This is a genomic window from Emticicia sp. 17c (assembly GCF_037153985.1).
GTDB lineage: Bacteria > Bacteroidota > Bacteroidia > Cytophagales > Spirosomataceae > Emticicia.
The window spans coordinates 809,734-824,202 of the sequence record NZ_JBBAYI010000001.1; the positions used below are offsets into that span (position 1 = coordinate 809,734).

8 protein-coding genes are annotated in these 14,469 nt (G+C 40.0%); 3 read left to right on the forward strand and 5 right to left on the reverse strand.

Going from position 1 to position 14,469, the window contains the following annotated elements; all coding sequences use genetic code 11:
- Positions 1-4: 4 nt before the first annotated feature.
- The gene (locus WAA15_RS03365) at positions 5-1,756 is read left to right on the forward strand and encodes a glycoside hydrolase family 9 protein (RefSeq protein WP_337041020.1); all 1,752 of its coding nucleotides are present in this window, start codon (positions 5-7) and stop codon (positions 1,754-1,756) included.
- Positions 1,757-1,869: 113 nt separating this feature from the next.
- Complete coding sequence (locus WAA15_RS03370; protein WP_337041022.1) at positions 1,870-2,643, forward strand: cupin domain-containing protein; 774 nt, start codon at positions 1,870-1,872, stop codon at positions 2,641-2,643.
- 55 nt (positions 2,644-2,698) lie between these two features.
- Here WAA15_RS03370 and WAA15_RS03375 read toward each other — a convergent pair whose 3' ends face one another.
- From WAA15_RS03375 to WAA15_RS03390, 4 genes are all read right to left on the reverse strand, one after another.
- Entirely contained in the window at positions 2,699-4,336 is a 1,638-nt protein-coding gene (locus tag WAA15_RS03375; RefSeq protein WP_337041024.1) for a glucoamylase family protein, read from the reverse strand.
- Positions 4,337-4,424: 88 nt separating this feature from the next.
- Entirely contained in the window at positions 4,425-5,327 is a 903-nt protein-coding gene (locus WAA15_RS03380) for a LamG-like jellyroll fold domain-containing protein (protein WP_337041025.1), read from the reverse strand.
- Between the two features lie 54 nt (positions 5,328-5,381).
- Positions 5,382-6,917 carry a RagB/SusD family nutrient uptake outer membrane protein gene (locus WAA15_RS03385; protein ID WP_337041026.1) on the reverse strand — a complete coding sequence of 512 codons (1,536 nt, stop codon included), beginning with the start codon at positions 6,915-6,917 and terminating at the stop codon, positions 5,382-5,384.
- 48 nt (positions 6,918-6,965) lie between these two features.
- Positions 6,966-9,977, reverse strand: a complete 3,012-nt coding sequence (locus WAA15_RS03390; RefSeq protein WP_337041027.1) for a SusC/RagA family TonB-linked outer membrane protein — start codon at positions 9,975-9,977, stop codon at positions 6,966-6,968.
- Positions 9,978-10,276: 299 nt separating this feature from the next.
- On the opposite strand from WAA15_RS03390, the gene WAA15_RS03395 reads away from it, so the two are divergent.
- Positions 10,277-13,138, forward strand: coding sequence for a helix-turn-helix and ligand-binding sensor domain-containing protein (locus WAA15_RS03395; protein ID WP_337041028.1), 2,862 nt, complete (start codon positions 10,277-10,279; stop codon positions 13,136-13,138).
- A gap of 44 nt (positions 13,139-13,182) precedes the next feature.
- Here the strand turns inward: WAA15_RS03395 and WAA15_RS03400 are convergent, their stop codons facing one another.
- Positions 13,183-14,454 carry a Xaa-Pro dipeptidase gene (locus tag WAA15_RS03400; RefSeq protein WP_337041029.1) on the reverse strand — a complete coding sequence of 424 codons (1,272 nt, stop codon included), beginning with the start codon at positions 14,452-14,454 and terminating at the stop codon, positions 13,183-13,185.
- Positions 14,455-14,469: the final 15 nt, after the last annotated feature.

The window sequence follows — 14,469 nt, forward strand, 5'->3', positions numbered from 1 at the left end:
AGCTATGAAAAAGTTATTCAACCATAAGCTCTTGGTTATAGCAATTATCTGCTGCCAGCAGGTTGCGCTAGCCCAAAGTGATAAAATCAGGCTTAATCAACTGGGATTTTACCCCAATGCTCCTAAAATAGCCATCTGGACAGGAGACAAACAGAGTATGTTTTTTGTGCTGGGTGCTAACAAACTTGATACTGTTTTCAGAGGTGCTCTCTCAGAACAGCGTATCAGTTCTATTTCTCAGAAAAAGACACAGGTTGCTGATTTTTCAACCCTTAAAAAAACAGGAAAATACTTTTTAAGCGTTAAGGGTAGTGAGGTGTCTTATCCGTTTGAAATAAGTAAAGATATTCATAGAAAAGCAGCTATTGCCTCCTTAAAAGGATTTTACTACCAACGCGTTTCGACCGACTTACCAGAAGCCTATGCAGGAAAGTGGCACCGCAAAGCTGGTCACCCCGATAATGCAGTACTTATTCATGCGTCAGCAACTTCTGAATCACGACCAGAAAACAGTCTTATTTCTTCACCAAAAGGCTGGTATGATGCCGGCGATTATAATAAATATATTGTTAATTCAGGTATAACTATGGGCACACTCTTCTCGCTATATGAAGACCACCCAGCGTATATAAAAGGTTTTCAGACCAATATTCCTGAAAGTAACAATAGCGTCCCTGATTTACTTGATGAAGCCCTCTGGAATTTAAGATGGATGCTTACTATGCAAGACCCTGCCGATGGCGGCGTTTACCATAAGCTAACAAATCCGTCGTTCGATGCTATGGTTATGCCCGATAAAGCCACCAAACCCAGATATGTAGTACAAAAAAATACGATTTCCACCCTCGACTTTGCAGCTGTAATGGCGCAGGCAAGCAGAATTTTCAAAAGCTATCAGAAACAATTACCGGGCTTGTCAGACTCATGCCTGAACGCTGCTATCAAAGCATGGAAATGGGCTAAGGCAAACCCTTCGGTATTGTACCAGCAAAATGAAATGAATAAAAAATTTGACCCTGATATTGTAACCGGCGGCTATGAAGACAGAAACAGTAGTGATGAATGGATTTGGGCTGCCATTGAGTTATATATCACTACCAAAGACGATAGTTATTATACTGCGGTGAATTTATACCCTGATACGCCTCTACAATTACCGACTTGGAGTCAGGTAAGGATGCTCGGTTATTACAGCCTGCTCAGGGCTGAAAAATACATTACCAATGCCGGAAAAAAGGATATACCTGTACTAAAAAAACAGCTTATTGCATTTGCCGATAATCTTATGTCGGGTGTAGAAACGCAAGCGTATCAGATGGTTATGGGTAAAACAGCACGAGACTATATGTGGGGAAGTAGTTCTCATGCAGCCAATCAGGGTATTGCCTTATTACAGGCTTATTACGCTAGCGGTGACAAAAAATATCTGACAGGTGCTTTAAGTAATCTGGACTACCTGCTCGGTAGAAATGCAGTTGGGTATTCGTTCCTGACAGGCATTGGCTCAAAGCAAGTTATGCATCCGCATCATCGCCCGTCAGAAGCCGATGGTATCGCTGAACCAGTGCCGGGTTTACTTTCGGGAGGTCCCAATCCGGGGCAACAGGATAAATGTACCACCTACACTACTAAAATTCCTGATGAATCGTTTACTGATGATGTATGCTCGTATGCCTCCAACGAAATAGCCATTAACTGGAACGCCCCAATGGTTTATCTGGCGGCTGCGCTTGAAGCCTTACAGTCAAGGTTTTAACTGATTCTCTGAAAAAGTGATATATTTGAAAACATGAGTACGAGAACGCAGGCTTATTGAATTTAAATAAGCTCTGGTTTCAGATTCTGACATCTACTTATTCACCCCTACGTATGAAAAATATTTTATTTCTTATTATATTGGTTTATTCCATAAACTGTATGGGGCAAGAGGCATTCAAGCCTATAAAAGCACAGATTTATCATTGGGATGAGGCCATTGTACAAAAAAAAGAGACTATGGAGCAAAGAACATTGCTCGAAGGTAGTACCGTTGATTTTAAGCATTTTAAAATACACGCAACTACTGTATATCCGAATCAGGCTCCTCATCCAAGTCATGCACATGACGAAGAAGAACTCATTATTGTGAAGTCAGGTACTTTAACAGTAAACATTGCAAACAAGGCTTATACTTTAGAAAAAGGTAGTATTGCCCTGATTTTTTCGGGCGATACACATGGTTTAGAAAACAAGAGCGACAGCGCAGTTACTTACTATGTCATCCGTTATGAGTCAAAAGCTCCTAAAAATCTGGAAAGAGGGCAACAGGCTGGAGGTTCGTTTGTTGTGCATTGGAACAATGTACCTTTTCAGGCTCATGATAAAGGTGGTATCAGGAAATTTTTCGATAAACCCACTTCCATGACAAAACGCTTTGAAATGCACGTAACAACCCTCAACGAAGGGCTTGAGAGCCACCCACCACATACGCACAGAGCCGCCGAGATATTACTACCTCTTGATAACATTGCCGAAGAAAGCATTAATGGCAACTGGATAAAGGCCAGAAAAGGAGATATTATTTTTCTTGAGTCGAACATACCTCATGCTATTAAAAATACAGGCAAAGGTACGGTTACTTATTTTGCCTTTCAGTTTGAATAAAAAATAAAGGCCCTACCACAATGGCAAGGGCCTTGTACGAATCTACTTCTTACTTTTATTCAAAACCTAATTTTAATTTTCCTTCTTTTACTTCGGGGCATGACATAAACAGTTTCCAGAGTAAACCTGTACGATGGTTTTCTATCATACAAATAATAGGGCCTTGATCAATTGCCAGAAAAGAATTTGCCCACCAGATATTTGTAAGATTAAATCCATCGATGAAACCATATTCTTTCCAGAGTTTATCGCCTAGTTTATAGTAAAAAAACCTCAATGCCTTTTTTGACTCTTCGGGTGTATAAGGCATCGCTGACAGTGCGGCTGTCGGGCTTATTACGCCTAGATCTTCGGTTGGAGAGTGAGCCGCATAACCCGTATTGGTATCGCTTGCAGTTAAACCCCAGCAGTTAGGGCCATATCCGTTATATCCTTTCGGATTAGCCAAGCAATAGGCATAATTAACCTTAGTATGTGCCAGATTTTGCTCCCAATAATTGGCATATTTATCTTTCAGGTTGCGAGGGTCTAGTCCAAGAAAAGAATAATGCGAAAAGAACAAAGGCCCTCCGTATTCAAAACCTAACGGTAATACCACTCCATAATAGCTCTTGCCATTTTTCATTTTTCCGTTATCGGCCCAACCATTATCATATACATCTTTTGTGATGGCATGTGTAGGAGAAGCCGCAGCCAGAAAATAGGTAATTAAACACTCGTTCCAGCCACGAATCTGGTGGTTCATTTTCCAGCCAAGATTCGGCGACCAATGCCAGTATAACACTTTTTCGCCGTTTTTAGTAAACCAATCCCATTCAACGGCTTGCCATAAATCGTTAATATCTTTGCGAAGTTTACTTTCGTCAGGGGTTTCCTGAGCAAAATACTGGCGGGTTGTCAACAAACCCTGCATTAAATATGAAGTTTCTACGAGGTCAGCACCGTTATCATCAGGGCTGAAAGGAATTGTTTCTCCGGTTGCACCATTAAGCCAGTGCGGATATACGCCATGATAACTTTTGGCTTTGTTTTTCAGGAAGTCTGTAATTTTCAGCATCCTGTCTAACCCTTCCTTACGTGTAATGAAGCCTCTTTCTATGGCCACCGGAATAGCCATAATACCAAAACCAGACCCTCCAGAAGTAATTACATCTCCTGATGTATTCCGTTCACGAGCCAAACCAGACACCGGATGCCCAAAATCCCAGAAATATTTGAATGTTTGTTTTTGAACAAGTGTCAACAAATCTTCATCGCTGATACGCGGAAACTTATCAGTGGTGTCTATCTGGGTAGTCATACCCACTTTAAGCGATGAATTAAACAAGGTATTATTTTTTGATACCAGCTCAGGGGTTATCATTAAATCGTATTGAGTAACACTTTTTAACGGCTGTTGAGGTATCACACTTACCGAGCTGTCATTTCTTGAGAACGATAAGCTCAGCGGAACTTTCAAAGAGGTGTTTTTTTCCTGTAAAGTGATATTGCTTTGAGCTGATGCTTTATTCAGAGGGGCTGAAAAAGAAATATCAACCTTTGGTAAAAGGCTCACATTACTAGCTGACAAATTGCTTGACTGGCTACCATTAATAGCTACCGATTTAAAATAAAACTGCTCCGGGGTCACGCTTTGGGTTTTACAGGAACACAGCACTAATAACAGAATTATCCCCAAATTCACGTTTTTCATGAGTCGATTATTTAAAATTAAAAAGTAAAAAAGCACCCACCCAAAAGGATAGGTGCTTTGTATATAGTGCGTTAATAAGTAAACAGGATTATCTTCCTGCGCTTTCTAACTGGAATAAAGCACTGATGTCACCATCTGAAAGGGCCTTATTGAAAACGCGAATCTCGTCAATTTGTCCATTAAATAAACTTTGCCATCCTTGTACAGCCGAGCTTGGATACCCAGTTGTAGCATTAGCAAAGCCACCAATCAAAGTAGAGGTAGTAGCAGGAAATACTAACGCTCCTAATTTACCATCTTTTCTAACTCTGAATTTTTTATTTGATACCACTATTCCATTGCCATAAATGTCAATAGTTGAGGTAGAGGCATCATACTTCATTACGATTTGGGTCCATTTACCCGCACCTTTTACAACCTGATAGTCAACACCAACATCGCCATAGTTATTAAGGTTATCGTGTCCTTCTCTTGTGCCGCTGGCATATTGGCCTAAAACACCTTTTAGCACCAATGTGTCGCTAGTTGGTTTATAAGAACCCGTTTCTAACATTACGTTAATAGGGCCACCCCAGTCTTTAGCCGATGCCGGAGTTTCGTTCAATGCAAAAATACATGAAGCTGCATTACCAAGATTCTTTGCATTTACCCATGCCGAAACGGTGAAACTTCCGAAACCGGTAGCATTGTTCAGGGCAGAAATTGAAGGATAACGCATATAACCATTGGCAAAACTTACAGCCTGACCTTTAACACCTGTTGTGAAAGAAGCATTTTCAGTTTTTTCAGGAGCAACACCCGACTTTCCTTCTTTACCATCTCCGTTAAAACCCCAGTAAGCTACCAGATTCGACGCACCTACTTCATCAGCCGTATTGTAACCGCCAATTGGTGGTAAACTTGGGGTATCGTCTTTGCTACATGATGCAAAAAAAGCACTTGCAGTAATCACCGCTGCTAAAATCCCTAAAGAAACTCTGTTCGTCTTCATAAAAAAAATTGTTAAAAAAATGTGTAAATAATTGTAGGTTGATAATTATTGATGCTAGTATCCGTTGTTCTGCGTCAGTTTGCCTCCGCTCAATGCAATTTGTAAAGACGGAATAGGTAGTAGCTCGTTTTTACCTGCCATAAAGTTTTTATTTGTGGCCGATAATACCTTAGCTGCCCGCCCTGTACGTACTAAATCAAAGAATCGGTCGTGTTCCATTGCTAGCTCAACGTGGCGTTCCTGCCAGACAGCCTCTCTTACCTCTGTCTGAGAGCCAACTGTCAGGTCTTTAAGACCAGCACGACGACGTATTCTGTTCAGGTTCATAATAGCTTCATCTGGCTTGCTTAGTTCGTTAGCTGCTTCTGCATTCATTAGCAAAACTTCAGCAAAACGCAATAAATGCAGGTTTTTCTGTTTTCTGTCGCGGTTTCCAAGCCAGCTTTCGACATTTTTATTTTCTGAATGATACGCCTTGTAATTGTAACGAAGGTTCTGAACTGAATCAGCACTCGGAATACGGAATCCATCAAATAAAGTTGTTCCAATGTGTTTGCCGCTGTTATCGATAAAAATAATAGTCGAATTTTTGCGTAAATCACCTTGTTCATAAGCATTTACCAGACTTTGTGAAGGTGTACAGAAACCCCAGCCTAAATCACTCCAACCGCCTAGCCCGCCAACGCGTGGCCCCTGACACATCGAGTAATTAGGTACGCCATAGTCTGAATTATTAAATTGCCCTGTTTGTATTTCGAGAATGTCTTCTTTGTTATTATCTCCAGCCTGACGCCAGATAATTGAGTAGTCGGCCACTAAATCATATTGACCCGAATTCATGATTTCTTTAGTAAGGTCATACACTTTTTGCCAATCTTTACGATACATATACACTTTAGCTAATAAGGCTTGTGCTGTTCCTTTTGAAATCCGGCCAACGCCTGTCTGGCTTTTAAGGGGCAGGTTACCTGCACCAAACTGTAAGTCATCAATAATTAACTGATAGATTTCGTCAACGCTGGCTCTCGTCTGGAATACTGGGTCAGTATTGGCATCACTGGCATCTTTTGGTACTCTGATAATTTTAGGTACGCCTCCAAACCAACGAACCAGATTAAAATAATAATAGCCACGAATAACTCTTACTTCGGCACTCAGGCGGCTTTTAGTGGTTGCATCCAAGTTTGAAGCCCCCTCAATAGTAGCCAAAGCATTATTAACTTTGGCAATACCATTGTAATAACCACTCCACAGGGCTTGTACAAAATTATTGGTTGAGGTAACTGTGAAATCATCTAACACACCAGCGGTTGACTGCTGGTCAATGGCGGTACTGCCTTTATCTGCATCGTCCGACATAATATTAGTGGCCGAAATGAAAGCAAAACCATGCACGTCACCTTCAGCACCGAACGATTCGCCCGCCATCAGGCTATTATAAACCCCCACTACCAGATTCTGAACCAGATTCGGGTCAGTATCGGCGGTAGGTTTTCCTTGTAGAGGCACATCAAGGAAATCGCTGCTACATGACGAAACCCATACTAATCCTATCAGACACGCCCCTGTTTTTAATATATTTTTTTTCATCGACTTCATAATTCAATTAAAATTCAAATTTGCTACTATGTAAATCATTTAAAATCCTACATTTAATCCTACGGCTAACGTCTTAGTGGTCGGATACGCATTCAACTCAATCCCCGCTTTAGTGGGGTCTCCTGGTAGTTCAGGTGTAAACCCTGAATATTTTTTAAATGTGAAATAGTTTTGTGCAGTTACATAAACTCTCAGAGAAGCTATTTTGAGTTTATTCAGAATTTTTGACGAAACATTGTAACCTAAAGCAATATTATTAATTCGGATGAAATCTCCTGATTCAACAAAATAAGTCGACGCTGGCAAGTTACCTGCATTGGCTCCGGGTTCGTTATTGATTCCGCTGCCTCTCGACCATCTGCTGTAAGCCATGCTAGCTTCAATATTATCGGTCATTGCCTGTCTGAATGCTTTTTTACCATTATAAACTTTATTACCAAAGTTGCCATAAGCATCAACACTTAAGTCGAAATCTTTGTAAGTAAAGCCCAGATTAGCCCCAAAGTAAGCCACAGGCTGATAAGAGCCGACAAATACTCGGTCGTTGTCGTCAATTTTGCCATCTCCGTTGGTATCCTGATATTTAAAGTCACCAGCCGAAGCACTTGGTTGAATTATTTGTCCGTTCGCACTTTTATAAGCATTTACTTCGTCGTCTGTCTGAAAAACGCCAAGCACCTGTAAAACGTAAAAACTACCTACGGGTTGGCCATTATCTGTTTTGGTTGTATAGGCCTGCGCACCGCCAATACCGCCATCCAGAATGGGTTGCCCTCCATTAAGCCCAATGATAGAGTTCTTATTGAAAGTAATATTGGCTCCTACCCGATAGCTCATATCTTCATTTATTTTATCACGCCAGTTTAAAGCTCCTTCAAAACCAGTATTCCTGATCGATGCCGCGTTGGTTAGTACAATGCCGTCTTTATCGCCAGTTACAGAAGGTACTTTAACATTAATCAACAGGTTTCTTGATTTTTTATCGTAGAAGCCTAATTCTCCTTGTAATTTTCCATTTAATGCACTAAATTCTACTCCTAAGTCGGCTTCTTCGGTTGTTTCCCATTTAAGGTTAGGGTCTTTAATCTGCGTAATAGCCGACCCCAAAGTGGCTGTTCCGCCTCCGAAGGCATAGGCCAGATTAGGCTCTACTGTTACCAGATAACCATCTGAGCTAATGCGGTCGTTACCTACAAGCCCCCAACTGGCCCGTAGTTTAATTGTCTGGAAAACCGATTGATTTTTCAGGAATTCTTCGTTGGTAAGTATCCAACCAGCACCGAACGACGGGAAGTACCCCCAGCGATTAGCCAACGGGAAACGTGAGCTTCCATCGGCACGGAATGTACCCGTAAACAGATACTTATCGTTAAAATTATAGTTCAGACGGCTGATATATGAGTTTCTGGCCCACTTATCACCATCACCAGCATTGGTTGATGTATTGGCATTACCTGTATTAATAAACCATAAGTTTTTTGAAGCAGGGACATCTTTTCTGAATGCCTCAAAATTGCTCATGGTATATTGCTCAGCGGTGGTTCCGGCCATTAAAGTAATGGTATGCTTGCCAAATTGTTTGTTGAAGGTAACGGTGTTGTCCCAAACCCAGCGGAAGAAATTCTCGGTCGAGGTTTTTAAATTACTATTTGGGTTACGTTGATTTCCGCCTGCCGCAGTAAAAGTGGTCAGGTCATTATTAAACTGATAGTTGTAAACACGTGCGTTTTTATAGTTCAGGTCACTACCTATGCTACTTCTGAAAGTCAGGAATTTAAATGGTGTGTACTCAAGATACCCCGATGATTGCAAACGATTAATAACGGTATAGTCATCGTTATTGTTAATATCTAGTATAGGATTACCAACATTCTGATACACCGAAGTATTGCCGTATTTACCATTTACCATAGGTTCGATGATAGGTGCAGCACGGTAGGCATTATTGTAGGCTGAATTTAGATTAACGTTCTGGTCACGGCTATTAGCAAAAGAGGTTGATATACCTACTTTTACTTTTTCGTGCAGAGAAATATCTTCATTCAAACGTGCAGTAAATCTCTTGAAGTTGTTCTTGATAACAATTCCTTCATCGCCGAGGTATCCTAAACTGATATAATGTTTGGCTTTGTCGGTCCCGCCAGCAATTGAAAGGTTATGATTCTGCATAAAAGCATCTCTGAGAATCTGACCATACCAATCGGTTGAAATTTGTCCGGGCTGAATAATTTTTCCACTCGCAGCACTTACATAGTTAGCATATTCAGTTGCATTAGCCATTTTGACCAGATTAGCAGCCGAACGCGTACCAACACTTACATTATAATTAATGCTCATTTTGCCAGACTCACCTTTTTTAGTGGTAATAATTACAACACCATTAGCCCCGCGTGACCCATAAATAGCAGTAGCTGAGGCATCTTTCAGAATATCCACATTAGTAATGTCTGAGGTATTAATATTGCTGATGTCGTCAGTAAGTACGCCATCAACTACAAAAAGCGTGGCTGTTCCTGCTAGCGCGGTTCCTGTTCCCCGAATACGGATGGTAGGAGAACTCCCCGGGCGGCCGCTACTAATAATCTGCACCCCTGCAACTTTTCCCTGAATAGCTTGTGTGGGTGTCATTACGGGCTGTTTAGCCAAATCTTCGCCTTTCACACTTGAAGTAGCCCCTGTTACATCAACTTTTCTTTGTGCGCCATAACCTACTACCACTACTTGTTGAAGTTCGTTAGTGGCTTCTTCCATTTCAATGGAAACATTTTCCAGATTTTTCACTACTATTTCTTTCGTAGTGTAACCAATAAAAGAAATTTCAAGCGTTGAATTAACCGCAGCTTGCACACTAAAGTTACCATCAAAATCAGAAACAGCTCCGGTGGTTGTTCCTTTCACACGAATCGATGCCCCCGGAATACCTTCTTTTGTTTGCTTGTCGATTACTTTGCCAGAAATTTTACTCTGTGCAAAAGCCGCCGAACCCCAACATAAAATCAAGAGTATTCCTAAGGTCTTTGTAATTGAATTGTTTAGAAGATTTTTGTTCATACGGTAAATAACGAATGTAAAAAATTACTTTAGTTGTGCTTTAAACGCTCAGATAAACATCTATCTTGTAACTATTGAAATGATTCTATAAGCTCATCATTTCATAGTTCCCTCAAAAAAAGCAACAGAATGGTTATTTGAAAGACTATTAACCAACCATTAGTTAATAATGTTTAAAAACCATAGTTTATTGAAATAAACAAAGATTTTATTTAACTTATCCGGTACAAAGTACAGGCTTAAAAAAATATTATCCTAAAAAATGGATACATCAATACTACATCATTTTGCTTATTTTAATGGTTTTTTCGCTAATTTTACCACATCATGACAAAAAACAACCCCTACTGATGGTGTCATTCAAGAAAAAGCTCTGTTGTATTTATATGGTATTACTGCTACAACTTTGGAATAAGGTTTATTCTCAAAGACTGGCAGATTTATGCCAACCAGACCTCTTTAATTATTCTCATCAGACATATAAAGCTCATCGCCAAAACTGGGGTATCGCACAAAGCCCTGTTACCCAGTTCATGTATTTTGCCAACTCGAAAGGCTTACTTGAGTTCGACGGTACACAGTGGACATTGTATGAGTTACCTGCCAAGCAAATTGTGAGGTCAGTTATTTGTGACAAACAAGGGCGAATTTATACCGGAGCCTTAGGAGAATTTGGCTATTGGGAACGTACTCCACAAGGAGTACTCACGTATCATTCGTTAAAATCGCTTATTAAGGAGCAATTTTTTAATCAGGAAGAAATATGGCATATCATAGAAACGCCCAACGGCATCCTGTTTCAGTCGTTTGCATATATGTACCTTTTTCAGCATAACAGTATTAAGAAGTTACAAACCCCCGGAAACGTGTTGTTTGTTTTTGAAGTAAACAAAAGGTTTTTTCTGGAAGTGTTAGACAAAGGGCTGTATGAGCTTATGAATTATGAATTTCGCTTTGTTCAGAACAGTGAATTTCTAAAGGATGAATCTGTACACACCATTCTGCCTAATACCCACCTATCGAGTTTTCTGGTAGGCACCAACAAAGGTATTTATTTTTATGATGGCAGTCGTTTCAGGGTATTTAATGCCTCTTTACAGGCATTTATACAACAGAATCAGCTAAATGCCGGAATACGCCTTAAAAACGGGAATTATGTATTTGGCACTATTCTGAATGGAGTTGTGACAACAAACGCTGAAGGAGACATTCTTAATTTATTTAATCAGAAGAATGGCTTGCAAAATAACACCATTCTATCTTTGCAAAACGATGCAGCAGGTAACGTCTGGATGGGTCTGGATAAAGGTATATCGATGCTCGCCTTAAGCTCACCTTTCAAGTATTTTGAGGATATTGAAGGAGAACTCGGAACTGTATTTGATGCAGCTATTTTCCAGAATCGGCTTTTTCTGGCTACAAATCACGGCGTTTTTCATACTGACCTGAATAAACCTAACCGCCAGTTTAGTCTGGTTGCCAATACTCAAAGCCAGACGTGGGATTTAGAATTGATAGATAATCAGTTATTCTGTGGGCATAATAATGGTACTTTCCAGATTGATAACTTAAAAGCCACGCCTGTTTCGACCATCACAGGTGGCTTAATGATAAAACGCCTCAAACATTACCCCGATTACCTGATACAAGGCACCTATACCAAACTTTGTATTTATACAAAACAAAATGGCAAATGGGTGTTCTCGCACGTAATCGATAATTTCTCGGCACCTGTTAAACAACTGGAAGAAAGTAACAATGGCGAAATCTTCATTAACACGTTAAATAATGGGATTTTCCGGCTACAACTCTCGCCTGACTTAAAAAAAATCACACAGCAAGTTGCCATAAAACAAGACTTCATTCCGCGTAACCTGTGTCAGATAAAAGACCGTATTGTTGTTACAAGCGACAAAGGCGTAATGGAATATAACGAAACAACACAGAAGTTTCAGCCTGTACCATATCTGGCAGAACATAATCATATACAAAAAATATTTCCTATCAGCGACACCGAACAATGGTATGTAAAAACAAATGGCTCGTTCGGCATGATTTCCTCAGGAAATGAGTGGCTTGAATTACCTCTGAAAAAAGATACATGGGTAAGCGACTATGAAAATCTGAAAGTTTTTGGCTCTACTTTTTTGTTTTGCAAAGAGAATGGCTTTGCTATTCTTGAAAGAGACAATATCAGTAACCTGCTAGGATTAAAAGGCAAAAAGCCTATTATTAGAAGTGTAAAAGTTGAAAACCATGCTGAACTAAATGAGTTTTTTACGAATAGCAACGAAAAAATAACTCTGACTTTTAAGCATAACCAGAATACTTTACATTTTTCGTTCAGTTCGACCGACTACTCTTCTTCGGTCAAGTTTAGCTACTGGCTTGAAAATAATATGGCTCACTGGTCAGAGTTTTCAGAAAACTTTGAGAAAGAGTTTAATAATTTGTCGCCGGGCACTTACACACTTCATTTGCGAACAAATACCAGCAATGAAGAAAGTGTTCTGAGTTTTACTATTGAAGACCCTTGGTACTGGAATCCATTGAGCAAAGGTCTTTATTTATTGCTTCTGGTAGGCATTTACTATTATTTATATAAACTTCATATTAAACGGCTGAAAGAACAAAACCAAAAGCTCCTTTCAGAGAAAGAAGAGGAATTAAAAAGGCAGGAAGAAATAAATAAACAGGAAATTATCAGCTTGAGAAATGAACAACTAGAGCAGGATATTATCAGGAAATCGGAAGAGTTGGCCAATTCTACCATGCAGCTAATTAAGAAAAACGAATTATTACAAAAGTTAAAGGCAGAAAGTCAGGCATTGGAATCACAAACCAAAGCAGGTTCGTTGAATCAGATTATTAAATTAATTGATAATAATATTTCATCGGGGCATGACTGGCATGTGTTTGAACAAAACTTTAACCGTGTACATGAGGAGTTTTTTAAGAAATTACTCGAACGTTACCCAGATTTATCACCCGGAGATTTAAAGTTATCGGCTTATTTACGGATGAACCTATCATCTAAAGAAATTGCCCAGCTACTAAACATTACTTATAGAAGCGTAGAACTGAAACGGTACAGACTCAGGAAAAAACTAAACCTTGATACTGAAGAAAATCTGGTTGAATGGCTGATTGGAGAGTTTTAAAGAGTAGAAGATAAACGCTGGCTTATCTTCTACTGCTTAAAGGCTTATTGGTTTTTATAAACCTTGCCATCTTTCATAACAAAAATTAATTTCTTTTCAATAACCGTAATATCTTGTTGAGGGTCGCCATCAACGGCTACAATATCGGCCAGTTTACCGGAGCTAATAGACCCAACTTTATCTTTCACACCAATTAAGTCGGCAGCATTAATAGTTGCTGCCTGAATAGCCTGAACAGGAGTAAGCCCATATTTGACCATATAGAAAAATTGTTTGGCGTTATCGCCATGCGGATAAACCCCTGAGTCGGTGCCAAAAGCTATTTTAACCCCTGCTTTGGCTGCTTTCTGAAAATTTTCTCTTTGGATTCGGCCTACCAGTTTTTCTTTCTCTATAATTTTCTGAGGCACTCCCATTTTTGAGTATTCCGACAAGATATAATCATCGTTATAAATATCTGCTACCAGATACGTTCCTTTTTCTTTCATAAGGCTGATTCCTTCATCGTTCAGAAAACTCCCATGCTCAATAGAAGCTACCCCTGCTTTTACAGCCATGTTGATTCCCTCTGCTCCGTGCGCATGGGCAGCCACTTTTTTGCCCCACAAATGAGCTTCTGCTACAATGGCATTCATTTCTTCCTGTGAATATTGTGGTGCTCCTACCGACTCCTCTTCTGTGAGTACCCCAGCCGTTGCACCAAACTTTATCAGGTCGGCCCCGTATTTAATATTTTTACGTACCATTTTCCTGACCTCATCTACGCCGTCGGCCACACCTGATGCTTGCTGAAAATGCACATAAGGCGAAAAACCTGTCAAATCACCATGGCTACCCGTCGACCCAATAAAGAAGCCTGCCACATATAATCTAGGGCCGTCTATTTTTCCGGCATTGATTGCATTGCGTAAGGCTACATCAACGTATTCGTTTGCACCTACATCGCGGCAGGTAGTAAAACCCGCCTCGAGCGTACGCTTAGCGTAGATATGAGAGGTAATGGCAACATCAATCGGAGATTTACGAAAAATATCCTCCATGTAGTTTTCAGGCTGGCTGGTAATGTGCGTATGGCAGTCAATAAGGCCCGGAAGAACCGTTCTCTTACTTAAATCTATAACTTGCGCATTGGCGGGTATTTTCAGAGTTGTTCCTACTTCGGTTATTATGTTATCTTTAATCAGAATAACCTGATTTTCAAGAAAAATACCTTTTTCGCTATCAAACAGTTTACCCGCTTTAATGGCAGTAATTTTTTCTTGCGAAAAGGCATAAAAACCTGCCAAGCACAAAACAACACAAAGAATCTTTTTCATAGGTTATATTATTCA

Bases quoted from the DNA above. Each gene is read 5' to 3' on its own strand.
- WAA15_RS03365 (WP_337041020.1), top strand. From the start codon at position 5: ATGAAAAAGTTATTCAACCATAAGCTCTTGGTTATAGCAATTATCTGC.
- WAA15_RS03370 (WP_337041022.1), top strand. From the start codon at position 1,870: ATGAAAAATATTTTATTTCTTATTATATTGGTTTATTCCATAAACTGT.
- WAA15_RS03375 (WP_337041024.1), bottom strand. From the start codon at position 4,336: ATGAAAAACGTGAATTTGGGGATAATTCTGTTATTAGTGCTGTGTTCC.
- WAA15_RS03380 (WP_337041025.1), bottom strand. From the start codon at position 5,327: ATGAAGACGAACAGAGTTTCTTTAGGGATTTTAGCAGCGGTGATTACT.
- WAA15_RS03385 (WP_337041026.1), bottom strand. From the start codon at position 6,917: ATGAAAAAAAATATATTAAAAACAGGGGCGTGTCTGATAGGATTAGTA.
- WAA15_RS03390 (WP_337041027.1), bottom strand. From the start codon at position 9,977: ATGAACAAAAATCTTCTAAACAATTCAATTACAAAGACCTTAGGAATA.
- WAA15_RS03395 (WP_337041028.1), top strand. From the start codon at position 10,277: ATGGTTTTTTCGCTAATTTTACCACATCATGACAAAAAACAACCCCTA.
- WAA15_RS03400 (WP_337041029.1), bottom strand. From the start codon at position 14,454: ATGAAAAAGATTCTTTGTGTTGTTTTGTGCTTGGCAGGTTTTTATGCC.